Source organism: Microbacterium sp. Z10_103 (genome assembly GCF_058310455.1).
Genome location: NZ_JBZEGK010000001.1, coordinates 3,265,508 through 3,291,939 on the forward strand (window position 1 = coordinate 3,265,508; position 26,432 = coordinate 3,291,939).

General features: G+C 69.7%; 26 protein-coding genes and 1 pseudogene. 17 read left to right on the forward strand and 10 right to left on the reverse strand.

Annotation, left to right across the window (positions count from 1 at the left end; genetic code table 11):
- Positions 1 to 89 precede the first annotated feature (89 nt).
- The 6 genes from AC4FS2_RS15865 (at position 90) to AC4FS2_RS15890 (ending at position 7,141) form a co-directional block, all read left to right on the forward strand.
- Positions 90 to 1,316, forward strand: a complete 1,227-nt coding sequence (locus AC4FS2_RS15865) for a Gfo/Idh/MocA family protein (RefSeq protein ID WP_491155223.1) — start codon at positions 90 to 92, stop codon at positions 1,314 to 1,316.
- On the forward strand, positions 1,313 to 2,620 hold the full coding sequence (locus tag AC4FS2_RS15870) for an ABC transporter substrate-binding protein (protein WP_491155221.1): 1,308 nt from the start codon (positions 1,313 to 1,315) through the stop codon (positions 2,618 to 2,620). The genes AC4FS2_RS15865 and AC4FS2_RS15870 overlap by 4 nt, the downstream gene beginning before the upstream one ends.
- Positions 2,617 to 3,579 carry a carbohydrate ABC transporter permease gene (locus AC4FS2_RS15875; RefSeq protein ID WP_491155220.1) on the forward strand — a complete coding sequence of 321 codons (963 nt, stop codon included), beginning with the start codon at positions 2,617 to 2,619 and terminating at the stop codon, positions 3,577 to 3,579. The genes AC4FS2_RS15870 and AC4FS2_RS15875 overlap by 4 nt, the downstream gene beginning before the upstream one ends.
- On the forward strand, positions 3,572 to 4,471 hold the full coding sequence (locus AC4FS2_RS15880; protein WP_491155218.1) for a carbohydrate ABC transporter permease: 900 nt from the start codon (positions 3,572 to 3,574) through the stop codon (positions 4,469 to 4,471). Before AC4FS2_RS15875 ends, AC4FS2_RS15880 begins: the two co-directional genes overlap by 8 nt.
- Positions 4,472 to 4,521: 50 nt before the next feature.
- Entirely contained in the window at positions 4,522 to 5,265 is a 744-nt protein-coding gene (locus AC4FS2_RS15885) for a DeoR/GlpR family DNA-binding transcription regulator (protein ID WP_491155216.1), read from the forward strand.
- A gap of 136 nt (positions 5,266 to 5,401) precedes the next feature.
- Positions 5,402 to 7,141 (forward strand): DUF4832 domain-containing protein, encoded by a 1,740-nt coding sequence (locus tag AC4FS2_RS15890; protein WP_491155215.1) that lies wholly within the window; start codon positions 5,402 to 5,404, stop codon positions 7,139 to 7,141.
- Between the two features lie 97 nt (positions 7,142 to 7,238).
- Here the strand turns inward: AC4FS2_RS15890 and AC4FS2_RS15895 are convergent, their stop codons facing one another.
- The 5 genes from AC4FS2_RS15895 to AC4FS2_RS15915 form a co-directional block, all read right to left on the reverse strand.
- Entirely contained in the window at positions 7,239 to 8,123 is an 885-nt protein-coding gene (locus tag AC4FS2_RS15895) for a hypothetical protein (protein WP_491177639.1), read from the reverse strand.
- A gap of 61 nt (positions 8,124 to 8,184) precedes the next feature.
- Entirely contained in the window at positions 8,185 to 9,012 is an 828-nt protein-coding gene (locus AC4FS2_RS15900; RefSeq protein ID WP_491177641.1) for a hypothetical protein, read from the reverse strand.
- A 151-nt stretch (positions 9,013 to 9,163) separates the two neighbouring features.
- Positions 9,164 to 9,298, reverse strand: a complete 135-nt coding sequence (locus tag AC4FS2_RS15905) for a hypothetical protein (protein ID WP_491155210.1) — start codon at positions 9,296 to 9,298, stop codon at positions 9,164 to 9,166.
- Between the two features lie 9 nt (positions 9,299 to 9,307).
- Positions 9,308 to 11,683: a phosphoribosylformylglycinamidine synthase subunit PurL gene (purL, locus tag AC4FS2_RS15910; RefSeq protein ID WP_491177832.1), complete on the reverse strand. Its 2,376-nt coding sequence runs from the start codon at positions 11,681 to 11,683 to the stop codon at positions 9,308 to 9,310.
- A gap of 91 nt (positions 11,684 to 11,774) precedes the next feature.
- Positions 11,775 to 12,179 carry a hypothetical protein gene (locus tag AC4FS2_RS15915; protein WP_491155209.1) on the reverse strand — a complete coding sequence of 135 codons (405 nt, stop codon included), beginning with the start codon at positions 12,177 to 12,179 and terminating at the stop codon, positions 11,775 to 11,777.
- A gap of 80 nt (positions 12,180 to 12,259) precedes the next feature.
- Between AC4FS2_RS15915 and AC4FS2_RS15920 the strand changes: the two genes are divergently transcribed.
- From AC4FS2_RS15920 to AC4FS2_RS15935, 4 genes are all read left to right on the forward strand, one after another.
- Positions 12,260 to 12,604, forward strand: coding sequence for an ArsR/SmtB family transcription factor (locus AC4FS2_RS15920; protein ID WP_491155207.1), 345 nt, complete (start codon positions 12,260 to 12,262; stop codon positions 12,602 to 12,604).
- Between the two features lie 59 nt (positions 12,605 to 12,663).
- Complete coding sequence (locus AC4FS2_RS15925) at positions 12,664 to 13,641, forward strand: SRPBCC family protein (protein WP_491177643.1); 978 nt, start codon at positions 12,664 to 12,666, stop codon at positions 13,639 to 13,641.
- Positions 13,642 to 13,798: 157 nt separating this feature from the next.
- A complete protein-coding gene (locus tag AC4FS2_RS15930) occupies positions 13,799 to 14,293 on the forward strand; it encodes a hypothetical protein (protein WP_491155203.1) in 495 nt (164 codons plus the stop codon).
- Between the two features lie 105 nt (positions 14,294 to 14,398).
- The gene (locus tag AC4FS2_RS15935; RefSeq protein WP_491177645.1) at positions 14,399 to 14,851 is read left to right on the forward strand and encodes a hypothetical protein; all 453 of its coding nucleotides are present in this window, start codon (positions 14,399 to 14,401) and stop codon (positions 14,849 to 14,851) included.
- A gap of 23 nt (positions 14,852 to 14,874) precedes the next feature.
- Here AC4FS2_RS15935 and AC4FS2_RS15940 read toward each other — a convergent pair whose 3' ends face one another.
- From AC4FS2_RS15940 to AC4FS2_RS15955, 4 genes are all read right to left on the reverse strand, one after another.
- Positions 14,875 to 15,636, reverse strand: a complete 762-nt coding sequence (locus AC4FS2_RS15940) for an ABC transporter permease (protein WP_491155199.1) — start codon at positions 15,634 to 15,636, stop codon at positions 14,875 to 14,877.
- Between the two features lie 10 nt (positions 15,637 to 15,646).
- Positions 15,647 to 16,432 (reverse strand): ABC transporter ATP-binding protein, encoded by a 786-nt coding sequence (locus tag AC4FS2_RS15945; RefSeq protein WP_491177647.1) that lies wholly within the window; start codon positions 16,430 to 16,432, stop codon positions 15,647 to 15,649.
- A 114-nt stretch (positions 16,433 to 16,546) separates the two neighbouring features.
- Positions 16,547 to 16,909 (reverse strand): DUF1048 domain-containing protein, encoded by a 363-nt coding sequence (locus tag AC4FS2_RS15950; protein WP_491177650.1) that lies wholly within the window; start codon positions 16,907 to 16,909, stop codon positions 16,547 to 16,549.
- Between the two features lie 2 nt (positions 16,910 to 16,911).
- Positions 16,912 to 17,241, reverse strand: a complete 330-nt coding sequence (locus AC4FS2_RS15955; RefSeq protein ID WP_491155193.1) for a PadR family transcriptional regulator — start codon at positions 17,239 to 17,241, stop codon at positions 16,912 to 16,914.
- Positions 17,242 to 17,431: 190 nt separating this feature from the next.
- Between AC4FS2_RS15955 and AC4FS2_RS15960 the strand changes: the two genes are divergently transcribed.
- From AC4FS2_RS15960 to AC4FS2_RS15990, 7 genes are all read left to right on the forward strand, one after another.
- Positions 17,432 to 17,581 (forward strand): hypothetical protein, encoded by a 150-nt coding sequence (locus tag AC4FS2_RS15960; RefSeq protein ID WP_491177652.1) that lies wholly within the window; start codon positions 17,432 to 17,434, stop codon positions 17,579 to 17,581.
- A complete protein-coding gene (gene kdpF, locus AC4FS2_RS15965; RefSeq protein WP_491155189.1) occupies positions 17,578 to 17,667 on the forward strand; it encodes a K(+)-transporting ATPase subunit F in 90 nt (29 codons plus the stop codon). Before AC4FS2_RS15960 ends, kdpF begins: the two co-directional genes overlap by 4 nt.
- 8 nt (positions 17,668 to 17,675) lie before the next feature.
- Entirely contained in the window at positions 17,676 to 19,349 is a 1,674-nt protein-coding gene (gene kdpA / locus AC4FS2_RS15970; RefSeq protein WP_491155718.1) for a potassium-transporting ATPase subunit KdpA, read from the forward strand.
- Positions 19,349 to 21,571 carry a potassium-transporting ATPase subunit KdpB gene (gene kdpB / locus AC4FS2_RS15975; protein WP_491177654.1) on the forward strand — a complete coding sequence of 741 codons (2,223 nt, stop codon included), beginning with the start codon at positions 19,349 to 19,351 and terminating at the stop codon, positions 21,569 to 21,571. The genes kdpA and kdpB overlap by 1 nt, the downstream gene beginning before the upstream one ends.
- Before the next feature lie 18 nt (positions 21,572 to 21,589).
- Entirely contained in the window at positions 21,590 to 22,201 is a 612-nt protein-coding gene (gene kdpC, locus AC4FS2_RS15980) for a K(+)-transporting ATPase subunit C (protein ID WP_491177657.1), read from the forward strand.
- 116 nt (positions 22,202 to 22,317) lie between these two features.
- The gene (locus AC4FS2_RS15985) at positions 22,318 to 24,834 is read left to right on the forward strand and encodes a DUF4118 domain-containing protein (RefSeq protein WP_491177659.1); all 2,517 of its coding nucleotides are present in this window, start codon (positions 22,318 to 22,320) and stop codon (positions 24,832 to 24,834) included.
- Positions 24,831 to 25,505 carry a response regulator gene (locus AC4FS2_RS15990; RefSeq protein WP_491155181.1) on the forward strand — a complete coding sequence of 225 codons (675 nt, stop codon included), beginning with the start codon at positions 24,831 to 24,833 and terminating at the stop codon, positions 25,503 to 25,505. Before AC4FS2_RS15985 ends, AC4FS2_RS15990 begins: the two co-directional genes overlap by 4 nt.
- A gap of 75 nt (positions 25,506 to 25,580) precedes the next feature.
- Here the strand turns inward: AC4FS2_RS15990 and AC4FS2_RS15995 are convergent.
- Positions 25,581 to 26,401 (reverse strand): annotated as a pseudogene (locus AC4FS2_RS15995) (helix-turn-helix domain-containing protein).
- Between the last annotated feature and the right edge of the window lie 31 nt (positions 26,402 to 26,432).

The window sequence follows — 26,432 nt, forward strand, 5'->3', positions numbered from 1 at the left end:
TGGTCAAAGCTGATCGATTGACCCGGAGACGTGACAAATTCGCTCACGGTGTGCAAGATGGGTCGCATGCACACCGAAGTGAACGCCTCGTGAAGGTCGAACGGCCCGCGGATGCGGGCGCCGGCCCCCGCATCGCCGTGGTCGGTGTCGGCGCGCGAAGCGTGATCGCGCAGCACGTCGGAGTGGCGTTCGACGGCGCCCGGGTGGTCGCCGCGGTCGATCCCTCGCCGCACGGACGCGCTCGTGCGGAGGCGCTGTTCCCTGGCGTGCCCGTCTTCCATGACGTGACGGAGCTCCTGGCCGCGGGAACAGTGGAGGCCGCCATCGTCACGACGCCCGATGACACGCACGCCGACATCGCCGAGCACCTGCTGGGCGCGGGCGTCGCCGTCTACCTCGAGAAACCGGTCGCCACGACACTGCCCGACGCCGACCGCGTGCTCACCGCCGCCGCTCGATCGGGCAGTGTCCTCTACATCGGCCACAACTTCCGTCACGCGGCCGTCGTCCGGCTCATGAAGCAGATCATCGACCGCGGGGAGATCGGCGACATCAAGACGGTGTGGGTCCGCCACTTCGTCGGCAACGGCGGTGACTACTACTTCAAGGACTGGCACGCCGACCGTGCGCGCACCAACACGCTGCTCCTGCAGAAGGCCAGCCACGACCTCGACGTCGTGCACTACCTCTGCGGCGCTTACACCCGCCGTGTGGTGGGCATGGGGGACCTCATGGTCTACGGCGAGATCACCGACCGGCGCGAGCGTCCCGACGAGACGATGCCGGACTGGTTCTCCCTCGACAATTGGCCGCCGGCCGCGGCCACGGGGCTGAACCCGGTGGTGGACGTCGAAGACGTGTCGATGATGCTCATGACCCTCGACAACGGCGTGCTCGCCAGCTACGAGCAGTGCCATTTCACGCCGGACTACTGGCGCAACTACACCGTCATCGGCACGGAGGGGCGCCTGGAGAACATCGGCGACACCGCCGACGGCGTGGTGAAGGTCTGGAACCGCCGCCGCGAGTGGGCGGTCGAGGGAGACGCGGAGTACCACATCGGCGGAGACGCGAGCGGACACGAGGACGCCGATCTCGCCACGATGCGCGAGTTCCTTTCGCACCTGGTGCACGGCACGCCCACCGTGGTGTCGCCGCTCGCGGCGCGTGCGGCCGTGGCCGCCGGCGCGCTCGCGGCGGACTCCATCCGTTCCGGGTCGCGCCCCTTCGACGTGCCGGCACTTCCTGCGGACGTCGTCGACTACTTCACCTCGCACGGATCACAGCACCACCCGACCGAAAGGAACAACCGATGACACAGACCCGATGGGGCCGCCGCGCGCTCGGCGCGCTGGCCCTCGCGAGCGCCGTCACCCTCGCCGCCACCGCGTGCAGCGGCGGCGCCGGGGGAGCGGGTGGCTCGGGCGAGTACGCCGCGCCCGACGAGGACCTCACCGCGGAGATCACCTACGGCCTGTGGGACCAGGCGCAGGTCGACGCGATCGAGGAGAGCATCGCGGGCTTCAACGAGATCTACCCGAACATCACCGTCAAGCTCAGCGTGACGCCCTTCAGCGAGTACTGGACCAAGCTGCAGACGCAGGCCTCGAGCGACACTCTCCCGGACCTGTTCTGGATGAACGGGCCGAACATCCAGCTGTACGCGCTCAACGACAAGCTCGAGCCGATCACCGGTGCGGTGGATGCGGGAGACATCGACCCGGCGAACTATCCGGAGTCGCTCGTCGATCTCTACACCGTCGATGACGTGTCGTACGGTGTGCCGAAAGACATGGACACCATCGGCGTGTGGATCAACGAGGAGCTGTTCCAGCGCGCGGGCGTCGCCGTCCCGAGCGGCGAGTGGACGTGGGATGACTTCCAGAGCACGGCCGCACAGATCTCCACCGCTCTCGCGGGCGAGGGCGTCTACGGCGCTGCCGGAGGCATGGACGGACAGACCACGTACTACAACACGATCTTCCAGGCCGGTGGCGAAGTGATCGACGGCGAGAGCTCGGGATACAACACCCCCGAGACGCAGGACGGCATCCAGTTCTGGACCGACCTGATCGCGTCGGGCGCGTCCCCGACCATGGCCCAGCTCACCGACACCTCCGCCGACCAGTGGTACACCTCCGGGAAGCTCGCCATGTACATGGGCGGCAGCTGGTTCCGTTCCGCTCTGGCCGACGTGCCGTTCGTGGACAGCGTGGACGTGCTGCCCCTACCCCGTGGCCAGGAACAGGCGACCGTCATCCACGGCGTGGCCAACGTGGTTGCCGCCGGCTCCGAGAACAAGCAGGCCGCCCAGGCGCTGCAGGTCTATCTCGCCGGGGAGGAAGCGCAGCAGACCCAGGGCGAGTTCGGATCGATCATCCCGGCGTTCGAGGGAACCCAGTCGTCGTTCGCCGAGTCGATGCCGCAGGCCGACCTGCAGGTCTTCCTGGATGCGGTGTCCTACTCCCGCCCCCTTCCCGTGAGCGCCAACAGCGCCGCGTGGAACGCTCTGGAGGCGGAGCTGCTGCCGCAGGCGTTCTCCGGCGAGCGCCCGGTGCCCGAGGTGACGGACGAGCTCGCGACCAAGATGGACGACGCGCTCGCGAAGGAGTCGCGTTGACGCTTGCCCAGCGCACCATGGTCACCCCCGTTGCTCCCTCGCGGAGCGGCGGGGGTGACCCGCACCCGGGGCGCACTGGACGCCAGGGCGACGGGTGGTGGGCCGTGGTGTTCATCGGACCGCTCGGATTGGGCATCGGTGCCTTCTACATCTGGCCGATCATCCAGACCGCCGGCTTCTCTTTCACCAGCTTCGGCGTGTTCGGCGACGCGGCCTTCGCCGGGATCGAGAATTTCGCGCGACTGTTCACCGAGCCGAGCTTCTACCTCTCCCTCGGCAACACGTTGCTGTACACGCTCATCGTGTTGCTGGGCGTTCCGCTGGCTGTCGTGCTGGCAAGCCTGCTGAACCTTCCGGGGCTGCGATTCGCCGCGGTCTACCGCGTGCTCTTCTTCCTGCCCTACGTCGCCATGCCCACCGCGATCGCGTTCGTCTGGCGCATCATCTTCAACGGCGACTTCGGTCTCGTGAACTACGTCCTCTCGCTCGTGGGCATCCAGGGACCGTACTGGATCAGTACCCCCGGTTTCGCCATCGTCGCCGTCGCGATCGTGGGATTGTGGAGCTCGATCGGGTTCTCCATGATCGTGCTGGCTGCCGGGCTGAAAACCATCCCGCCCGAGTTCTACGAGGCGGCCTCCCTCGACGGTGCCAGCCGGTGGCGGCAGTTCCGCGCGATCACCGTGCCGCTGCTCACCCCCAGCATCTTCTTCGTCACGATCATCACGGTCATTTCGTGCTTCCAGCTGTTCGACCTGCTGTACGCGATCCTCGGGACGACCGCGAGCAACTCGTCGCTGCCGCGCAGCATGTCGCTCGTCTACTACTTCTACCAAGCAGGATTCGTGAACAACGAGAAGGGGTACGCCGCCGCCGTGGCGATGATCATCTTCGTCATCATCGGATTCGTCACCTTCCTGCAGTTCCGGTTACAGCGGAGATGGGTTCAGAGTGACTGAGGCGATCACCACCCGCACGCTCGTCGCCCCGGATCGGAAGGTCCGACGCAGGGCCGAGCGTCCTCCGCGACGGATCCGGGGCGGTCGGGAATACGTCGTGGCGCACATCGTGCTCGGCGTCGGGGCTGTCATCATGGCCTTCCCGTTCCTGTGGCAGATCATCATGTCGCTGTCCACCAACGAGCAGGTGCAGTCCGTCACGCCCGTCTTCTGGCCGGGTGAGCTGCAGTGGGACAACTACGCCGAGGTCTTCGAGCGGCTGCCCTTCTTCTCCCAGTTCGGCACGTCCGTTCTCATCACTGTCATCCGCACGCTCGCCCAGCTCCTGCTGTGCACGATGGCGGGTTACGCCTTCGCGCGGCTGCGCTTCCGGGGCCGCGGCATCCTGCTCGCGGTCGTCCTATCGATCCTGATGGTCCCTTCGCAGGTGTACCTGCTCTCGCAGTACCAGATCATCCAGAACCTCGGTCTCCTCAACTCCATCGGCGGGCTCGTGCTGCCCGGCCTGTTCAGCGCCTTCGGTACGTTCCTCATGAGGACGGCGTTCCTGGCGATGCCGACCGAGCTGGAGGAGGCGGCGCGCCTGGACGGGGCGAACACGTTCCAGATCTTCTGGCGCGTCATGCTGCCGCTGGCGACCCCCACGATGAGCGTGCTGGCCATCACGACCGTCCTCTGGTCGTGGAACGAGCTGCTGTGGCCGCTCGTGGTGACCAGTTACAGCTCCGACATGCCGCTGTCGGCGGGATTGGCGACGCTGTTGAGCGACCGCACGACCGACTATCCCGTCGCGATGGCAGCCAGCCTCCTGGCAATGGCGCCGGTCCTGATCATGTTCATCGTGCTGCAGCGTCGCGTGATCGACGGTCTGGCGTCGTCGGGGCTGAAATAGGGACGGCCTCCACGCAGGTGTCACAGGCAACAGCAAGGCGCACTCGCCGGATGAACGACATCCTCGATGCGCTCGCCGAGCGCGGCAGCACCTCCGTCGACCGCCTCGCGGTGATCGCCGGTGCCTCCCCGGCCACCATCCGGCGTGATCTGGCGGAGCTGGCCGCGCGGGGTCTCCTGGTGCGTGCCCACGGAAGAGCCAGCCCCGCAGGCACGAATCCCGAGCGGCCGGAGGCGCTGCGCGACGGGCGCTTCACCGAATCCAAACGCCGCATCGCCCGGACAGTGGTGGGCCTGCTTCCTCCCGGGGCACTGGCGATCGCCGTGGGAGGCGGAACAACCACCGCCGAGGTCGCGCGGGAGCTTCCCGACCGTGATGGCATCTCGATCATCACGAACTCGCTCACCATCGCAGGCATCGCGAGTGCCCATTCCGGCTGCGCGGTGGTCATGACCGGGGGGAGGCTACGACCGCAGTCGTTCGAACTGGTCGGGCCCCTCGCGGAGCGAGGTTTCCATGCGGCCCGGGTGGGGATCGCCGTCCTCGGTGCCGACGGTGTCAGCGCCGCGGGCGGCGTGAGCACGCACGACCCGGCGGAGGCCCGGACGAATCACGCGATGGTCGCCTCTGCACGGCGGACGATCGTCGTCGCCGACGGATCGAAGCTGGGCCGCGCGTCTGCCGCCTCGATCGCGGCGACGTCGCAGATCGACGTCCTCGTGACCGACGCCGCTGCCGACCCGGGGGAGGTGGCGGATCTGCGTGCCGCCGGGGTGTGCGTCGTGGTCGCATGACCGGGGCGACGAAGCATCCGCTCACCGGCGTTGCGCGTTTGCCGCTTTTCGTGGACGGCAGGTCCCGGCGCCGTTAGCGTCCGTCTCACACCCGGGATCGCCGGGTGGTTCTCCCCCGGAACATGAGGAGCGATCGATGCGAACGACCCACCGACGACGCGCGGGCCTGCCCGTGCTCACGGCCGCTGTGATGGCGGCGGCCGCCCTTACCACCGCCACTCCCGCGGCGGCCACCCATCCCCGTCCAGCCCCAGCCCCGACCGTCGTGTCATATCAGGAGGACGACGCGGTGATCGCGAACCCCGCACGCGGGTTCTACCGCCACACCGAGACCCATTCGCGCGCTGACGGCAGCGGCTGGACACCGCTCACCGCGTCGGCGCTCGAGGCCTACCGCGCTGAGGGCGTGTCGCAGATCCTGCGCGTGGTGTACCTCGAGCGGTATGTCGGAGCCGACCTGGATGCGACGCTGCTCGACGCCCTCACGGCGGACTTCGCCACCGCGCGCGCGGCGGGCGTGTCGGTCATCCTGCGCTTCGCGTACGCGCAGGGCGGGGACTGGCCGTACTCCCCGCCGTACGGCGACGCGCCTGTGGAACAGGTCCTCGCCCACATCGATCAACTGACACCGGTGCTGCGCGCGAATGCCGACGTCATCGCCGTCCTGCAGAACGGATTCGTGGGTCTGTGGGGCGAGGGGTACTACACCGATCACTTCGTCGCCGACCCGGCGAACCCGGGTGTCGTGACCGACGACGACTGGGCGGCCCGCACTGCCGTGGTGGACGCTCTGCTGGCGGCGCTGCCCGAGTCGAGGATGGTGCAGGTGCGCACCATGCTCTCGAAGCAGCGGGCGGTCGACCGTCCGAGCGGTGGGGCGGGCGCCCTGCCGGCGGAGCAGGCGTACGACGGCAGCGCACTCGCGCGCGTGGGACACCACAACGACTGCTTCCTCGCGTCTCCCGATGACTTCGGCACCTTCCTCTCCGACCCGATCACGCTCGATCAGGAGTATCTGGCGGCCGAGACCCGTTTCCTGCCGATGGGCGGTGAGACCTGCACGGTCAACCCGCCGCGGTCTGAGTGGGACTCCGCATCCGCAGAGCTCGCGCGGTACCACTACAGCTACCTGAACCGCGACTACAACCAGGACGTGCTGAACTCGTGGGGCGATGAGAACCTGACGGAGGTGGCGAAGCAGCTCGGATACCGGTTCGTGCTGGAGCAGTCGCGTGTCGTGAGCGGCGCGAATCCTTCGCTGCAGATCGTGATCCGCAACGAGGGGTGGGCGGCGCCCTACAACCCCCGTCCGGTCTCGGTGGTGCTCGACGGCGCCTCCGGTCCGGTGACGGTGCCGCTCGACGAGGATGCGCGGACCTGGGCGCCGGGGGAGTCCGTGACGCTCGCCGTGCCGCTCGACAACGTGCCGGCCGGCCGGTATTCCGCGTCGCTGGCGCTTCCCGCACCGGACGAGTCGGTCCCGCAGGATCCGCGTTTCGCCATCCGCACGGCCAACGTCGGAACCTGGGACGCCGAGCGCGGTCTCAACCGGCTGCAGCAGGAGATCGTGGTCGGAACCGCCCCGAAGGCGGTCGAAAAGCCGGGAGTCCGGGTCGCCCGGGACGAGGTGCGCGTCACGTGGAAGCCCGCACGCGCGAGCGCGGCAGCGCCCGTCACCGGCTACATCGTGACGCTGACCTCCGCCTCCGGACAGGTGTTCACGCAGGAGACCGCGGCGCCCGCGAAGACGGTGACGTTCGAGGAGGTGCCCTCCGGACGCTGGCGCGCCACGGTGGTCGCGACGAACGTGGTCGGTGCGTCGGAGGCATCGAAGCCCTCCGCTGCGGCGGTCGTGCACCGGCACAAGCACCGCTGAGCCTGGCCCCGAGTGCACGACATCGTCGCGAGTGCACGAGAAGACGGCGGGGTCAGGCCGTGCGCTCGGTGCGCTGTCGTCCTTTCGGCGCCGGGTCTCACGACCCGGACTTGGGGCGGGTCACCCGCCCGGGTGCCGTGTCGCCGGACGGCCCCGGGCGTGCGGGGGTCGTGGGGGCGCGGGACGGTAGGGGCTGCGGCGGGGGAGGCGCGGATGCCGCATCCGCGGAGCGAGGAGTCGGCGCGTCCGCGGGGCGGGGAGCCGGCGCATCCGGTGCGGCCTGGAGCTCGAGTGCGACCTTCTGCTCGAGCACGTCGATCGCGTCGTCCGAGAGGGACAACAGGCCGTCGAGTTCCTCCCGCACGCGCTTGTACGCGAGCTGGCGTTCGGCGGGGGTGGCTGCCTGGTCGACCGCGATGGTGAGCAGCTGCTGCGCCGTGTCGAGCCGTTTGCGCTCCGCGGCGCTGAACGAGGAGTCCTTCAGCCTCCGGGCGTCGCGTTCGGCGAGGTCGAAGGCGACCTCGTAGTCGGTCACGGCGTTGCGGTACTCCGCGAGTTCCAGCGGCGTCAGGCGCGCCTTGGCCGACGCGGGGCGCAGTCCGTCGGCCACGCGCTTGGCGCGCAGATAGGCGGCGGTGAGCGGCTGGCGGCCGTCGCTCATCGCGGGAAAGGCGATCATCTTCGCCACATCCAGCTCGTATTCGAGCCAGCGGGCGGTCACCGCATCGTGCGCGGCGAAGAGGCGTTCCAGCTGCGCCTGCTGCGACTCGGCAGACAATTCGCCGGGCGCAGCGGCGGGAGTCGGCCGGCCCAGGCCCGCCGCCTGCGCGGCCTGGAGCTCACTCTTGGCCTTGAGGATCTCCAGTCGCCGCTTGTGGCGTCGGCGCGTGGCTCTTTCCCAGCTGCTCGCCACCCCGCCGGCGATGCCGAACAGCGGGAAGGCCAGCCACCAGTAGTTGCCGAGGAACTGCCAGAAGTCCACGTCGCCATGCTACGCGGGGCGGGGAGAGGAGCCGGCTACTCCGTCGGCGGGGAGGAGCCGGCTACTCCGTCGGCGGACGCTTCCGGCCCTTCCAGCCTGCCTCCGCGGCGCGCGCCACGGCCTCGGCCGATCGCGCGATCGCGCGGGACGTCGAATCCATGACGTCGCGGGCCAGGTCCGACCACCGGTCGGCGGGCGAGGAGGTGTCGTCCGGCTCGCCGCGTGCACGCCGAGCCGCGTGCTCCGCCGCCGCGAAGGTGCGCTCGGCCTCACGGACGGCGTCGCGGTAGGCGGCGAAGTCGGCCGGGCGCATCTTGACCTCGGCGTTCGCCGGCCGCAGCCACTGCGCGGCGGCCTGGGCGCGGAGGAATTCGGCGGTGAGTGGATGCTGCGGGTCGCTCATCGACGGATAGTCGATGGCCTTCCCGGCATCCGTCTCGTAGGCGAGCCAGCGCGAGCGCAGCACGTCGTGCTCGGCGAGCAACCGGGCCAGCGGAAGCGCGTCCCGTCCGGACCGCGCCGGGGGAACAGCGGCCCGTGCGGCGCGCACACCGGCGCGGCGGGCGCGGAGGTCGGCGTACGCCGCTTGCACATCACGCTCGGCCTGCGCCAGCGCGCGACGGGCAGCAGCCGCCGCACCGGGAGCGCCGCGCCCGGCCACCCGATCCGCGTCGGCGCGTGCGACGGCGGCACGAGCGCTGAGCACTCCGGCGCGAGCGCGGGTGAGCGCCTCATAGGCGGCGCGGACGTCATGGCGGGCGGCCTCGAGTTCGAGGCGGCGCGCTCGCCCGGAGCCCCGGGTCATCCGCACCCCCGCCCAGCCGATCGCGCCCGCGCCCAGTGCGGCCGGCGCGATCCACCACACCTCGGCGAGCCAGAGCGGATCCACGTCCTCATGCTAACCGCGCCTCTCATCGAGGCGGCGTGGTCTCGGCGAACCCACACGTCCTGGTGCCCGGTACGGGGTGTTCTCGCCGAGAGCACATGTTCTGGGCGTCGGGTGGGGTGTCCAGCGGCGGGCGGCAGGGGGCGCGCCCGGGTCAGCCGAGCAACAGCGAGATCACCGTCGCGCCGCCGCCCACGAGGATGAGCGAGGCGATCACGACCCAGGCGACGATGCGGATGCGGCGCTGGCGGGTCTGGCCGAGGTCGCCGTAGTCCTCCGAGTCGGTCATGGCGACAGTCTAAGCCGCGGGCTCGACGACGGTCGGCCCGAAGGCGGCCGGCAGGGTGGCGCCCGACAGCTCGCGCAGCTCCGGCACGGGGAAGGTGAACAGGCCCTGCACCTCGAGGGCCGCCTCTGTGCCGTCGCTGGGCCCCGCGTCGGTCACGCCGATCCGGAGGACCGGGTAACCGCGGCCTGCGCACAGTCCCCGGAACTTCACGTCCTCCTCGCGGGGGACCGAGACCAGCACGCGCCCGGTGGATTCCGAGAACAGCGCGGTCGCCGCATCCACGCCGTCGCGCTCCATGATCTCGGTCAGCCATACCCGCGCGCCGACGCCGAAGCGCAGTACGCCCTCGGCGAGGGTCTGGGCGAGCCCGCCCGACGACAGGTCGTGGGCGCTGGAGATGAGGCCCTGGGCGTTGCCCGCGCGGAGCAGTTCGGCGAGCTTGCGCTCCTGCGCCAGGTCGACGCGCGGCGGGCGGCCGCCGAGGTGGCCGTGGATGGTGCCGGCCCACTGCGAACCCGACAGTTCCGTGGCGGTCACCCCGAGCAGGTAGAGGTTCTCGCCCGGATCCTGCCAGCCGCTGGGGATGCGGTTGGCGACGTCGTCGATGATGCCCATCACGCCCACGACCGGGGTGGGGTGGATGGGAGCGTCGCCGGTCTGGTTGTAGAACGAGACGTTGCCGCCGGTGACGGGGATGCCGAGTTCGAGGCATCCGTCGGCGAGTCCCTCGACGGCCTGCGAGAACTGCCACATGACTTCCGGGTTCTCCGGGCTGCCGAAGTTCAGGCAGTCGGTGACGGCCGCGGGCGCTGCCCCTGTGACCGCGACGTTGCGGTACGCCTCGGCCAGCGCCAGCTTGGCCCCCTCGTAGGGGTCGAGCTGGCAGTAGCGGCCGTTGCTGTCGGTCGCGATCGCGAATCCGAGGCCCGACTCCTCGTCGACGCGGATCATCCCCGCGTCATCGGGGAACGACAGTGCCGTGTTACCCATCACGTAGTAGTCGTACTGGTTCGTGATCCACGAGGTGTCCGCGAGGTTGGGGCTGGAGAGCAGCTGCGTGAACTGACGGCGCAGCGTGTCGGGGTCGCTCTCGCGGGGGAGGGCGCTGGCCGAGTCCTCGCGGAGCGCGTCGATCCACGTCGGGTACGCGACCGGGCGCTCGTACACCGGGCCGTCGACGGCCACGGTCGACGGGTCGACGTTGACGATCTCGCGGCCGTGCCAGTCGATGACGAGGCGCCCGTCGCCGGTGACCTCGCCCAGCACGCTCGTCTCGACATCCCACTTTCCGGTGACGGCGAGGAACGCGTCGAGCTTGTCGGGCGCCACAATCGCCATCATGCGCTCCTGCGACTCCGACATGAGGATCTCCTCGGGAGTCAGCGACGGGTCCCGCAGCAGCACGTGCGAGAGCTCGACCTTCATGCCGCTGCCGCCGTTGGCTGCCAGCTCGCTCGTGGCGCAGGAGATGCCGGCGGCCCCGAGGTCCTGGATCGCCTCGACCAGGTCGCCCTGGTAGAGCTCGAGGCAGCACTCGATGAGCACCTTCTCCGCGAACGGGTCGCCCACCTGAACGGCGGGGCGCTTCGTGGGTCCCGTCGAGTCGAAGGAGTCGGAGGCGAGGATGGATGCTCCGCCGATGCCGTCGCCGCCGGTGCGCGCGCCGAACAGCACGACCTTGTTGCCGACGCCCGAGGCGTTCGCGAGCTTGAGGTCTTCGTGGCGGAGGACCCCCACCGCGAGGGCGTTGACGAGCGGGTTGCCCTGGTACACCGAGTCGAACACGGTCTCGCCGCCGATGTTGGGCAGCCCCAGGCAGTTGCCGTAGAACGAGATTCCGCCGACCACGCCGTGGACGACGCGCGCGGTGTCGGGGTGGTCGATGGCGCCGAAGCGCAGCTGGTCCATGACGGCGACCGGGCGCGCGCCCATCGAGATGATGTCGCGGACGATGCCGCCGACGCCCGTGGCGGCACCCTGGAACGGTTCGATGTAGCTCGGGTGGTTGTGTGACTCCACCTTGAAGGTGACCGCCCAGCCCTCGCCGATGTCGACGACGCCGGCGTTCTGGCCCATGCCCACCATGAGACGCGTCTTCATCTCGTCGGAGACCTTCTGGCCGAACTGGCGCAGGTAGATCTTGCTCGACTTGTACGAGCAGTGCTCGCTCCACATGACGGAGTACATCGCCAGCTCGCCCGAGGTGGGACGCCGCCCGAGGATCTCGCGGATACGCGCGTACTCGTCGGGCTTGAGCCCGAGCGCCGCGTACGGCTGCTCTTTCTCGGGCGTCGCGGCGGCGTTCCCGACGGTGTCAGCTTGTGCTGCCGCTCTCGCGGCGGCGGTATCGGCCGGGGCGGCCGTGAGGTCTTCAGCGGGGGTGATCACGCGGCTGCACTCCAGGTTCGGCCGAAGGGTTTTCGGGGATGCCGGACGCCTTCAGTCTAGTTGTGCCAGGGCGGCCGGCTCCTCCGCGTCAGTAGAGGATCTGGAAGCCGGTGGGAAGGCCGATCGTCAGACTCACCAGCAGCGACACGATGCCCGCGATGAATCCCGCCGCGGCGAGTTCCCGGTGGCGGCGCGCGTTCAGCGAGATGATCCCGCAGACGAACGAGACCGCCGCGAGAGCCCACACGGCCAGCTGCGCGGGAGTGCTGAGCTCTCCCAGATACACGCCGCCGAGGATGAGGATGCTGAAATACCACGCCAGCACGATCACCGCACTGACCAGCGCGATCCACGACGCGACCCGGACATCGCCCTTCGGGAGGTTCTGGTCGGCAGCGGGGGCGGGCATGGTGCGACCCGGCCGGAGCGGGTCGGGGAGGCCATCGTCGGCGAAGCGATCTTTCGCGCGCCCTCCGACGTTGTCACCGGTCATGAGGGCAGGCTACCGGGCGTGCCTGGGTGAGGCGAAGATGCTCTTGACGGCGACCACCTCCACCGCTAACCTACAACCAAATGGTTGTACAAAGTGAACTCGATGACGCAGCGGTGGACCGGATCTTCCGGGCCCTCGCCGACGCCACGCGGCGCGACATCCTGCGCCGTACCCTGACCGGCGAACAGTCCGTGTCGGCGCTCGCCGCCGGCTACGACATGAGCTTCGCCGCCGTCCAGAAGCACGTCGCCGTGCTGGAGACGGCTCGCCTCATCGTGAAGCGGGCCGAAGGAAGGGAGCGCCTCGTGCGCGCCGATCCGGAGACGATCGCCCGAGCCCGTCGGCTGCTCGCCGAGTACGAGCAGCTGTGGCGCTCCCGCATCGACCGCCTCGATGACCTGCTGCGGGAGGACCCCGCGACCTGACCGATGCTGCGGCCCTCAGCGAGGCGCTGCAGCATCCACCCGCTCTGAAGGAGACTGTCATGCCCGTCACATCCGTGACCACCGATCCCGAAGCCCTCACGATGACCCTCCTGGCCGACTTCCCCGTCGGCCCCGAGCGACTGTGGAAGGCCTTCACCGATCCCCGCCAGCTCGAGCGGTTCTGGGGCCCCCCGGGATACCCGGCGACGTTCGACGAATTCGACTTCACGCCTGGCGGGGTCGCGAACTACGTGATGACGGGGCCGCGCGGAGACGTCTCGCGAGGACGCTGGGAGTTCCTCTCCATAGATGCACCGGCCGGGTACGAGGTGCTCGACGCGTTCGCGGACGAGTCGGGCGCAGCATCCGCTGACATGCCCACCTCCCGCATGGCCTTCGCGATCGCGGCGACCCCCGAAGGGTCGCGCCTCACGTGCGTCACGCACTTCCCCTCGACCGAGGCGCTCGAGCAGCTGGTGGCGATGGGCATGGTCGAGGGCGCGACGATGGCGATGAGCCAGCTCGACGCCGTGCTGCGCGATCTGGGCGACTATGCGCGCGGGCGGGGAACCGAGCTCGAGATCCTCGACGACACCCACGTGCGCATCACCCGACTCATCCAAGGTCCGCGCGACCTGGTGTGGCGCGCGCACCACGACCCCGAGCTTCTCAAGCGGTGGCTGCTGGGGCCGGACGGGTGGACGATGCCCGTCGCGGAGGTGGACAGCTCCGTGGGCGGGCGCTACCGGTACGAGTGGGAACCGGCGCCCGGGACGCCGGGGGAGAGGTTCGGCTTCGAGGGGGAGACGCTCCTCTCCGATCCTCCCCGACGCGCGGTGACCACGGAGCGCATGATCGGCATGGAGGGGGAGGGCACCGTCAACGACCTGTCGCTCTACGAGGAGGACGGCGTGACGCTCCTGACCCTGCTGATCGAGTATCCGGACAAGGACACCCGCGACATCATCCTCGGCACCGGCATGGTCGACGGCATGGAGACCAGCTACGCCCGCCTGGAGTCGCTCGTCCTGGCCTGACACCCGTGTCGACTCGCCACCTTCCGTCCGGATTCGGCCCGATATGGCGCGGATTGTGGCGAGTCGACGAGAGGGTTGCGTGAGGATTGCCTCGGGCGCCGTATGAGAAGCGCAAGGATGCGGGAGCGGCCGGGCGGGGCGGCGTAGACCGGTCGCTGTGACCCTCACCACCCTCCTCCCCACGCTGCGCGACAGCATCCCCGCACCCTTCGATCGCACTGCCTGGCCGGCCGGCGCGCGCGCCGGGATCGACGACGTGACGGTGTCGGCGATCTCGCTGACGCGGTACGCCGAGATCTGCGGGACGCCGTGCGTCTGCACCGGCCCCGCCGTCATCCCCTTCTCCGGAGGGACGGCGTCGCCCACCGACAGCGCCACGGTCGTCGTCGCGCGCGTGGTGGCCACGGACGACCGCACCATCCGCATCGACGCGTGCCTGTCTCCCGTCCATCCGGTGTGGCGGGAGGCTCGCCTGCTGGGCCGCGTGTCGCACGCGCGTGACGTGTCGCTGGCGGTGTGGGATGCGGACGCGGACGAGCCGTCCGCCAGCGTCGTCCTGCCCGGCGACGTGCGCGTGGGCGATGTCATCGCGGTGCCCTGCCCCGGCGGACACTCCGTGGGCGAGGTCCGCGTTCCCCGCGGGGAGCGCTGACATGCCCGTCCGCGACCGCGTTCTCTCGCGGTGCGCACGCGTGGAGGCGACGTACGCCGCGGGATATCCCGAGCTCGAGGAGCGGGCGGATGCGGAGGACCTCGCATGAACAGCGACACCGACCTGGCATGCCTCCGCGTCGCCGATCTGGTGCCGGGCACGCTCCGCGCCGACTTCGATGCCCGTCACACCCCCCGCACGCGCGCACTCCGCTCTCGCCTTCACCAGGCGATGGCCGAGCTGTCGGTCGAGCTGCACGCACGGCTGGACGTCCGCCGGGTGATCGCCGTCGTCTGGACCGGTGCCCGGGACGCCACGCCCCACGAGCGTGAGCTGGCCGTGGCGGCGGCGGAGAACCTCCACGCCCGGAGCGAGATGGTCCGCGGGGAGCCGCTCTCGCTGGCTCTCATCTTCGCCGACGACGACACGTCAGCCGATCGGCTGGACCGGTGTCTCCGCACCGATGCGCGGGCCGTCCCCGATGGGGTCTCGGCGATGTCGTGGGTCGACGCCTGCACGTGGGGAATCCCCGCCTGCGCCGCCGCCAACCGGATCTAACTCGACGAGGGGGACGTGGTGGGTCAGGCCGCCTTCCGCCGGTAGATCCGCAGCGCGAGGAAGAAGGCCACCACGAGGATGCCGAGGCACCAGGCCAGGGCGATCCAGATGTCTGCACCGACCGGGCGCTGCGCGAACAGGTCGCGGGTGGAATTGACGATGGACGTGACCGGCTGGTTCTCGGCGAACCAGCGCACGGGGCCGGGCATCGTGTCGGTGGGAACGAACGCCGAGCTGATGAACGGAAGGAAGATCAGCGGGTAGGAGAACGCGCTCGCGCCGTCCACCGTCTTCGCCGACAGGCCGGCGATGACCGCGATCCAGGTCAGCGCGAGGGTGAACAGGAGCAGCATCCCCGTCACAGCGAGCCACGCCAGCACCCCTGCTCCCGACCGGAAGCCCAGCAGCAGCGCGACGGCGACCACGATGACGAGGGAGGTCGCGTTCGCCACCAGCGAGGTCAGGACATGACCCCACAGGACCGACGACCGGGCAATGGGCATCGACTGGAAGCGCTCGAAGATTCCGCCCTGCAGATCGAGGAACAGCCGGTACGCGGTGTACGCGATGCCGGATGCGACGGTGATGAGGAGGATGCCGGGGAGCATGTAGTCGATGTAGGACTGCGTGCCGGTGTCGATCGCCCCGCCGAAGACGTAGACGAACAGCAGCATCAGTGCGATCGGGGTGACCGCCGTCGTGATGATGGTGTCCGGACTCCGCAGGATGTGGCGCAGCGATCTCCCGGTGAGCACGGCGGTGTCGCCGAAGAAGTGGTTGGTCATGGGGTGCTCCTCAGTCGCGGGCCGGACCGGCGGTGGGCGGCGTGCGGTGGGTGCCGCCGACGATGGCGAGGAAGATCTCCTCGAGTGTGGGTTGCTTCTCGACGTACTCCACGGTCGCGGGAGGAAGGAGCGCCTTCAGCTCCGCGAGAGTGCCGTTCGCGATGATCCGGCCCTCGTGGAGGATCGCGATCCGATCCGCGAGATGCTCGGCCTCGTCGAGGTACTGCGTCGTCAGCAGCACGGTGGTGCCTCCGGCGGCGGGTTCCCGCACGGCGCGCCACACCTCGATGCGGGCCTCGGGGTCAAGGCCCGTCGTGGGTTCGTCCAGGAAGATCACCGGCGGGCGGCCGATCAGGCTCATGGCGATGTCGAGCCGACGACGCATGCCTCCCGAGTAGGTCGATGCCCTGCGCGACCCTGCGTCGGTGAGCTGGAAGCGAGCGAGCAGGTCGTCCGCGATGCGCCCGGGGTCTTTCTGGTGCCGGAGCCGCGCCACGAGCACGAGGTTCTCGCGGCCGGTGAGCACCTCGTCGACGGCGGCGAACTGGCCGGTGAGGCTGATCGAAGAACGGACCCCGGCCGGCTCCGTGAACACGTCGCGCCCGTCGATGAGGGCCGAGCCGGCGTCGGCAGAAAGCAGCGTGGCGAGGATCTTCACGATCGTCGTCTTTCCGGCGCCGTTGGAACCGAGGAGAGCGAAGATGCTGCCGCGGGTGACGTCGAGGTCGACGCCGCGGAGGACGGACACGTCGCCGAAGGCCTTTTCCAGGCCTCGGACGTGGATGGCGGTTGTCATGGTGGCTTCCTTGAACGTTGGTGGAGGTGCTGTCGAAGGGCGCACGAGGCCATCGCCTCGGGCCGTGGGGCCGGAGGGCGTGTCGTGCCGGGTGTCAGGCGACGCGCGCGCTGGTCAGGGCGTCTGCTCCCGATCGGCCGTGTCGATGGCTTTCTCGAGGCGGGACTGTTCGGTACGGATCCAGCTCCCGCCGCCGTAGTTCTGCATGAACGTGTCGGCGAAGGCGACAGGGTCGCTGCCGACGACATCGCGGATCGGGATGCCGCTGGCCGCGCTCTGCTCGAAGAGGTCGCCGAGGTCGTCGAGCATCGCGATGAGGCTGGCGCCGTCGTTGCTCGGCCCCAGATGCAGCAGGTAGCGCTCGAGGGCGGCCGCGGCGTGACGGTAAGGACCCGGAAGGCGCCGGACGCGCGCCTTGTAGGCCAGGTACCGCTTCTTCTGCCCCAGGTCGCCGATGATCTTCTCGTACCAGGCCATGGTCAGTCTCCTTCCTCGCGGAGCTGTTCCAGCCGTTCGGCGAGAAAACCCCAGGTCTTCCAGAATTCGGCGAGCTGCTCCCGCCCCGTGGTGTTGAGCGTGTAGACCTTCCGCGGCGGCCCCTTCTCGGAGGGGACCTTCTCCACGTCGACCAGTCCGCGTTGCTCGATGCGGACGAGGAGTGCGTAGATCGTCCCCTCGGCGATGTCGGTGAAACCCCGCTCACGCAGCCCCGCGGTGATCTCGTACCCGTACGCGGATCGTCGTGCGAGCACCGCGAGGACGATCCCCTCGAGGACGCCCTTGAGCATCTCGGTGTCCGGTTTGCCCATAACGTCTCCCCTCCGCTACTCAGTGATGCTGGGTACCGGTACATAGTAACGCCGAGTACCAGTACATAGCAACACTAGGTACGGTCTGCGTCGAGGCCGGTGTCAGCGTGCTGTGAGAGTCCGTTCGTCATTCGTATGGAAATCGTTAGGACGACGATGTGTGCACCCTCTGCCGGTGTTGCATCGGAGCGTGGCCCGGTGTGCTGGGCCATCCGCGTTCCAGCCGTCGCGCGGTCCCTACCCGTCCGGAGTCCTCGTGCTCGATCTGATCTATGTCGCCGCCACCATCGCGATCTTCGCCGTGATCGGCCTCGTCGCCAAGGGGGTCGAGAAGCTGTGACCGTCATCTCACTGCTGGCCGCCGCGCTCGCGGTCGCTGCCCTCGTGTACCTCGTCGTCGCCCTCGTCCGTCCGGAGAAGTTCTGATGAGCGCGATGGACATCTGGTTCGCGGTCCTCCAGGCGGGCACGCTGGCGCTGGCACTGGCGGTGGCCTACCGCCCGCTGGGCGATTACATCGCCCGCATCTACACCTCGTCGAAAGACCTCGCTGTCGAACGGGGAACCTATCGGCTGATCGGAGTCGACTCCCGGTCGACCCAGACCTGGCAGGCCTACCTCCGTGGCGTGCTGCTGTTCTCGCTCGTGGGTGTGCTCGCCGTTTACGGGCTCCAGCGACTGCAGGAGTTCCTCCCTTACGCGCTGGGCCTGCCGGCTCCGAGCGAACACCTGTCCTTCAACACGGCCGTCTCGTTCGTGACGAACACGAACTGGCAGTCGTACTCGCCCGAGTTGACGCTCGGCTACACCGTGCAGTTCGCCGCGCTCGCGGTGCAGAACTTCGTCTCGGCTGCGGTCGGCATCGCCGTGGCGATCGCGCTCGTCCGCGGCTTCGCCTCCCGCCGCTCCGGGACGATCGGCAACTTCTGGGTCGACCTCGTGCGGGGAACGTATCGCCTGTTGCTGCCGTTCGCGGTCGTGGCTGCGGTCGTGCTTCTCGCCGGCGGGGTCGTGCAGAACTTCGCGGGCTTCACCGACGCCACCACGGTCGCCGGTGCGGCTCAGTCGATTCCGGGAGGACCGGTTGCCTCCCAGGAGGCGATCAAGCTGGTCGGCACCAACGGCGGCGGCTTCTTCAACACCAACTCGGCGCATCCGTTCGAGAACCCCACACCGTGGACGAGTCTCTTCCAGGTGTTCCTCATGCTCGTGATCCCGTTCGCGATGCCGCGCGCCTTCGGCAGGATCGTCGGCGACAACCGGCAGGGCTACACGATCGTCGGCGTGATGGCCGCGATCTTCCTCGCCTCCCTGGTGCTGGCGACGTGGGCCGAGGCTTCGGCCGGCGGTGCGGCGCCGCAGCTGGCCGGAGGCGTGATGGAGGGGAAGGAAGTGCGGTTCGGCCTCTTCGGTTCGACCCTCTTCGATTCCACATCGACCCTCACCTCCACCGGCGCGGTGAACTCGATGCTCGACAGCTACACGGCGCTGGGCGGGATGCTGCCGATGATCAACATGATGCTCGGCGAGATCGCGCCCGGTGGCGTCGGTGCCGGGCTCTACGGGATGCTCGTCGTCGCCGTCATCGCGGTATTCGTGGGCGGGCTGCTCATCGGCCGCACCCCCGAGTACCTCGGCAAGAGCATCGGTCCGCGGGAGATCAAGCTCGCGAGCCTCTACATCCTCGTGACGCCCCTCCTCGTGCTCGCCGGAACCGCGCTGAGCTTCGCCATCCCGCCCGTCCGCGCCGACGTCGAGGCGACGTCGATCTGGAATCCCGGGGTGCACGGGTTGAGCGAGGTCCTCTACGCCTTCACCTCGGCCGCCAACAACAACGGGTCGGCCTTCGCCGGGCTCACGGCCAACACCCCGTGGTTCAACACCGCGCTGGGCGTGGCGATGCTCCTCGGCAGGTTCGTGCCCATCGTGCTGGCGCTCGCCCTGGCGGGTTCGCTTGCCGCGCAGGACAAAGCCCCGGCCACCGCCGGAACGCTGCCCACCCACCGGCCGCAGTTCGCGGGCCTCCTCGGCGCCGTGGCGATCCTCGTCACCGCTCTCACCTACTTCCCGGTCCTCACGCTCGGACCCCTCGCTGAAGGACTTTCCTGATGTCCACCACCATCCCCGAAGACGTTTCGTCGCGCCCCGCCTCCGGTTCGCCGGTCGCTGAGCCTGTCGCGCGGCCCGGCGTGCCGCAGCGCGCCTTCGGCGCATCGCAGATCGTCGGCGCCCTTCCCGGTGCACTGCGCAAACTGAACCCGGCTGCGCAGTGGCGCAATCCCGTCATGTTCCTCGTGTGGGTCGGTGCCGCCCTGACGACGCTCATCGCCATCGTCGAGCCCTTCCTCGGCGGGGCGGAAGCCTCGGGCGGCGCCAGCGTGCCCGCCGGCTTCACGTGGGGCATCGCGGTCTGGCTGTGGCTCACGGTCCTGTTCGCGAATATCGCCGAGGCAGTGGCCGAGGGGCGCGGTAAGGCTCAGGCGGCCACGCTGCGCAAGACCCGCACCACCACGATCGCCCGCCGCGTGTCGGGATACGACCCGGTCAAGGATGCCGCGGCGACCACCGCCGCCGTCGACGACGTCCCCTCGGCCGATCTCACGCTCGGCGACGTCGTGGTGGTCGAGGCGGGCGAGCTCATCCCCGGCGACGGCGACATCGTCTGGGGCATCGCCACCGTGGACGAATCGGCGATCACGGGCGAGTCCGCGCCCGTCGTCCGGGAGTCCGGCGGCGACCGCAGCGCCGTCACCGGCGGCACCCGCGTGCTCTCCGACCGCATCGTCGTGCGGATCACCTCGAAGCCCGGCGAGACCTTCGTCGACCGGATGATCGCGCTGGTCGAGGGTGCTTCGCGCCAGCGCACACCCAACGAGATCGCGCTCAACATCCTCCTGGCGAGCCTGTCGATCGTGTTCGTCGTGGTCGTGCTGGTGCTGAACCCGATCGCCTCGTACGCCGCATCCCCCGTGTCGATCCCCGTGCTCATCGCCCTCCTGGTGTGCCTCATCCCGACCACCATCGGGGCGCTGATGAGCGCCATCGGCATCGCCGGGATGGATCGTCTCGTCCAGCGGAACGTCCTGGCGATGTCGGGCCGGGCCGTGGAGGCGGCGGGCGATGTCACCACCCTGCTGCTGGACAAGACCGGCACGATCACCTACGGCAACCGGCGGGCGTCGGAGTTCATCCCGGTGGGCGGCCCTGACGGCTCGACCGGCTCGGCGACCGCCGTCGAAGAACTCGCCCGCGCCGCATCCCTGTCGTCGCTCGCGGACCCCACCCCCGAGGGGACCTCGATCGTGGAGCTCGCTGCCGCCGGCGGCATCGTGGCCGAGATGCCGCGGGATTCCGTCGCGGTGCCCTTCACCGCGCAGACACGCATGAGCGGCCTCGACCTCCCCGACGGCACGGAGGTGCGCAAGGGCGCCGGAGCCGCGGTTCTGGCGTGGCTGGAAGCGGCCGGAGCGGGCGTCTCACCGCAGGTGGGCGCGCAGCTGATGAGCGAGACCGACGCGATCGCCGCGTCCGGCGGGACGCCGCTCGTGGTGGCCACTCTCCGCCCCGACGCCTCGACCGGGTCACCGACCGGGCGCGTGCTCGGCGTCGTGCACCTCAAAGACGTCGTCAAAGAGGGCCTGCGCGAGCGTTTCGCCGAACTGCGCGCGATGGGCATCCGCACGGTCATGATCACGGGAGACAACCCGCTCACCGCCAAGGCCATCGCCGCGGAGGCGGGCGTGGATGACTACCTCGCCGAGGCCACCCCGGAGGACAAGCTCGCCCTGATCACTCGCGAGCAGGAAGGCGGAAACCTCGTCGCGATGACCGGTGACGGCACGAACGACGCGCCCGCGCTTGCGCAGGCCGACGTGGGCGTGGCGATGAACACCGGCACGTCGGCTGCGAAGGAGGCCGGCAACATGGTCGATCTCGATTCGGACCCGACGAAGCTCATCGACATCGTCCGCATCGGCAAGCAGCTGTTGATCACGCGGGGCGCGCTCACGACCTTCTCCCTCGCGAACGACATCGCCAAGTACTTCGCCATCATCCCGGCCATGTTCATGGGGGTGTTCCCCGGTCTGGCGGCACTGAACATCATGCAGTTGTCGTCGCCGGCATCCGCGGTGACGAGCGCCATCATCTTCAACGCCCTCGTGATCATCGTGCTCATCCCCCTGGCGCTCCGCGGCGTGAAATACCGCGCGGCCAGCGCGTCGCGCATCCTCAGCCGCAACCTGCTCATCTACGGGCTGGGCGGCGTGATCGCACCCTTCCTCGGAATCAAGCTCATCGACCTCGTCGTGAGCCTCATTCCGGGCTTCTGAATCCAAGGAGACATCGTCATGTCGAACACCCGCACCACCCTGCGCACCACCGGCGTCGCCGTTCGCGCGATGCTCGTCTTCACCGCCGTGCTCGGGGTCGGCTACCTGCTGCTGATCACCGCGATCGGCCAGCTCGTCTTCCCCGCCCAAGCCAACGGCTCCCTCGTGCGCGACGCCGAGGGAGCCGTGGTGGGGTCATCGCTCATCGGGCAGGGATGGACCGACGCCGACGGCGAACCGCTGCCCGAATACTTCCAGTCGCGCCCGTCCGCCGCAGGCGACGGATACGACGGTGGCGCCTCGAGCGGCTCGAACCTCGGACCGAACAACGCCGACCTCGTGGATGCGATCGCCGAACGCCAAGCGGCGATCTCCGCCTCCGACGGTGTGCCGCGTGCGGAGATCCCGGCCGACGCCGTCACGGCATCCGGCTCGGGGCTCGACCCCGACATCAGCGTCGCGTACGCCACCGTGCAGGCGGAGCGCGTCGCCGAGGCCCGCGGCATCCCGGTGGAAGAGGTCCGCGACCTCGTACAGACGCACGTGAAGCCGCGCGACCTCGGCTTCCTCGGTGCCGAACGCGTGAACGTGCTGGAGCTGAACCTCGCACTGGACGCCCTCGGAGGCTGACAGACTTCCGCCATGGCCTCCCATCCCGATCCCCGAGCGGTTGCGCCGCACCATTGTGCGGCGTGCCCGGCGATCGGCCCGCACCGCAGTGCGGGTGAGCGGTGGGGGGCCTTGTCGTGAAGCGGGGGAGGCTGCGGGTGCTGCTGGGCGCGGCGCCCGGCGTCGGCAAGACGTACGAAATGCTCGGGGAGGGCCGGCGGCTGCAGGCCGATGGCCGGGACGTGGTGATCGCGATCGTCGAGACCCACGGCCGCAGTGCGACGGCAGCGCAGGCGGAGGGTCTCCCGGTCATCCCTCGGCGCGTGGTGGAGCACCGCGGCGTCACGCTGGAGGAAATGGATGTCGACGCGGTCCTCGCGCGCCGACCCGACCTCGCGCTGGTGGACGAGCTCGCCCACACCAACGCACCCGGCTCCCGTAACGGCCAGCGGTGGGCCGACGTCGAGGAGATCCTCGCGGCGGGGATCGACGTCATCACCACCGTCAACGTGCAGCACATCGCCTCTCTCCGCGATGTGGTGGAGCAGATCACCGGCGTCGTGCAGCGCGAGACAGTCCCGGATGGCGTCGTCCGCGGCGCCGACCAGATCGAGGTCGTCGACCTTGCCCCGCAGTCACTGCGCGACCGTCTCTCGGCCGGTGTCGTCTACCCGGCCGAGCGGATCGATGCCGCGCTGTCGAACTACTTCCGCCTGGGAAACCTCACCGCCCTCCGCGAACTCGCGCTGCTGTGGCTGGCCGACGAGGTGGACAGCGCGCTGCGGACGTATCGCGCGGATCATGGCATCGAAGGTTCGTGGCAGGCGCGGGAGCGCGTCGTCGTCGCCCTGACGGGCGGACCGGAAGGCGAGACGCTGCTGCGTCGGGGCGCGCGGATCGCCGCCCGATCGGCGGGCGGCGAACTGCTCGCTGTCCACGTCTCGAGCCAGGACGGGCTGCGCTCCGCCGTTCCCGGAGCGCTGACCGCGCAGCGAGCCCTCGTCGAATCGCTCGGCGGCACCTACCACCAGGTCGTCGGCGACGACATCGCGCGCGCCCTGGTGGGTTTCGCCCGTTCGGTCAACGCCTCCCAGCTCGTCATCGGGGTGAGCCGCCGCGGACGCCTGGCCGCGGCGCTGACCGGTCCTGGTATCGGCGCTACCGTCATCCGGGAGTCCGGCGACATCGACGTGCACATGGTGACGCACTCCGCCGCCGGAGGGCGCCTGGCGCTCCCGCGCCTCCGGGGCGGTGCGCTCAGTGTCAAGCGCCGCATCCTCGGCTTCGTCGTCGCCCTCGTCGGCGGACCGCTCCTGTCGTGGCTGCTGTACGCCGCCGGCGGCCCCGGCTCCCTCACATCCGATGTGCTCGCCTATCAGCTGCTCGTCGTGGTGGCGGCCCTGGTCGGCGGTATCTGGCCGGCGGTGTTCGCAGCCGTGCTCTCCGGACTCACCCTCGACTTCCTGTTCATCGACCCGATGTTCTCCGTCGAGATCGCCGATCCCGCGCACGCCCTGTCGATCGTCCTGTACGTCGTGATCGCGATCCTGGTGAGCCTCGTCGTCGACCAGGCGGCTCGGCGTCAACGCGCGGCGCGACGGGCGTTGGCAGAATCCGAAGTGCTCGCGACGGTGGCCGGCAGCGTTCTGCGGGGCGAGAGCGCCGTTCCTGCGCTGGTGACGCGGGCGCGGGAGGCGTTCGGCTTCTCCGGAGTGCGCCTTCTCGCCGCCGACGGCACGGTGCTCGCCACCGACGGCGAGCCGGTGCGCGACGAGCGTGCCGTGCATCTTCCCGTCGGCCCGGCCGCTGCCCCTCGTGCGACGCTCGAACTGCACGGCGGAGAGCTCGATGCGTCCGGTCGACGGCTCCTGGATGTCATCGTCGCCCAGCTCGGCGCGGCGCTCGAGCGCACCGTCCTGGCCGAATCGGCGCGCGAGGCCGGTGTGCTCGCCGAGACCGACCAGGTGCGAAGCGCCCTCCTCTCCGCGGTGAGCCACGACCTGCGCCGGCCGCTGGCCGCCGCCGTCGCGGCACTCGGCGGGCTGCGCGCCGCGGACGGTCACCTCTCCGACGACGATCGGCGGGAACTCCTCGCGACCGCCGACGAGAGCCTTGCGACCCTGTCGACCCTCGTCACCGACCTGCTCGACGTGAGCCGGGTTGAGGCCGGCGTGCTGGGGGTGTCCCTCGGGCCGGTGGATGCGGCGGGAGTGATCCTCTCCGCGGTCGACGAGCTGCACTTCGGACCCGATCAGGTCGATCTCGCCCTCGACCCCGACCTCCCCCTCGTTCTGGCAGATCCGGTGCTGCTGCAGCGCGTGCTCGTGAATGTGCTCGCCAACGCCCACCGCCATGCCCCCGCCGGCACGCGCGCCCGCATCGCCACGAGTCGTCTGGGCGGCACGGTGGAGATCCGCGTGGTGGACTCGGGAACCGGGGTTCCGCCCGAGCGCCGCGGCGACATGTTCGCCCCGTTCCAGCGCCTCGGCGACACGGACAACACGACAGGCCTCGGCCTCGGCCTCGCCCTCTCGCGCGGTTTCACGGAAGGGATGGGCGGCACCCTCACCCCCGAAGACACTCCAGGAGGCGGCCTGACGATGGTCATCTCCCTGCCGGCGGCGGACGGCCCACGTGAGGATGAACCCCGATGAAGATCCTCCTTGCCGACGACGATCCGCAATTGGTCCGCGCTCTGCGGATCACCCTTGCGGCGCACGGGTACGACGTGGTCACCGCTCCCGATGGGGCCGCGGCGATCACGGTGGCGGCGCAGGAGCGTCCCGACGTCGTGGTGCTCGACCTCGGGATGCCGCGCCTGGACGGGGTGCGGGTCATCCAGGCGCTGCGGGGCTGGACGGATGCACCGATCCTCGTGGTGTCGGGACGGACGGGGTCGGCCGACAAGGTGGAGGCTCTCGACGCGGGCGCCGACGACTACGTGACGAAGCCGTTCCAGATCGACGAGCTTCTCGCGCGACTGCGGGCGTTGTCGCGACGGACGACCGCCGCATCCGCCGACCCGGTCGTCGCGTTCGGGGACGTGGTCGTGGATCTGACCGCCCGCGTCGTCACTCGGGACGGCGTCCGCGTTCGTCTCACGCCGACCGAGTGGCGGATGCTGGAATTCCTCGCCCGCCACCCGGGCACGCTCGTGACGCGCCAGACCCTGCTGAAGGAGCTGTGGGGCAGCGAGCAGGTGTCGGACTCGGGTTACCTGAGGTTGTATGTGTCGCAACTGCGGAAGAAGCTCGAGCCCGAGCCGGCGCACCCCCGGTACCTCCTGACCGAGCAGGGGATGGGCTACCGCCTCCTCACCGACTGACCCCCCGGTCGAGTCGCCACGTTCGGTCGTGTTTCGGCCGAGAATCCGACGGATGGTGGCGAGTCGACAGGGGCGTCACTCCGTGTACGACGCGAGGAAGGCGAGTTTGTCGGCGCTGTCGCTTCCGGGAGCAGGGTGGTAGATCACGAGGAAGAGACTCTGGAGCGTGTCGCCGATGAGGAGTTTCTCGCGATTGAGGGTGAGCTCGCCCACGAGGGGGTGGTCGATGGTGACGGCCAACTCTGCCGGGCCTGGACGTCCTGCTGCGCCCAGAGGGCTCGGAATCGGGCGCTGGCCAGAGAGAGCTCCCCGACGAGGTCGATGAAGCGTGAGTCGGTGGTGTCGGCGCCGACGGAGCGGCGGAAGCCGGCCACCAGGCGCGCGGTGGTGTCATCCCAGTCGGGGTAGAGGGCCCGTTCGTCCGGATCGAGGAAGACGGCGCGAAGCCGGTTCTCGCCTGCCGCCAACCGGGGCGAGACGGCGGTGGCGAGGGGATTGGCGGCGAGCACATCGAAGTAGCGGCCCTCGACGAAAGCCGGCAGGTGCAGCGACGTCAAGAGCTGGGCGACGCTGTCCGGCACGGTTTCCCGTCGCGGCCGCTTCCCTGGCCGCGCACCGGACTGCTCCGTCAGCGACAGCAGGTACGCGGTCCCGGTGGGGTCGAGCCCGAACACCCGCGCGAGGGCCTCGAGGATCTGGGGAGAGGGGCGCCGATCGCGACCCTGCTCGAGGCGGAGGTAGTAGTCCGAGCTGATGCCGGCCAGGAGCGCGACCTCCGACCGCCGCAGACCCGGCACGCGGCGGTTGCGTCCGCCGGGAAGGCCGACCTGCTCGGGGAGGACGCGTGCGCGCTGGGCACGCAGATAGTCGCCGAGCATGTTCTGCCGGGAAGCCATGCCCGCATCTTAGATCGCCAGCGGATGCACG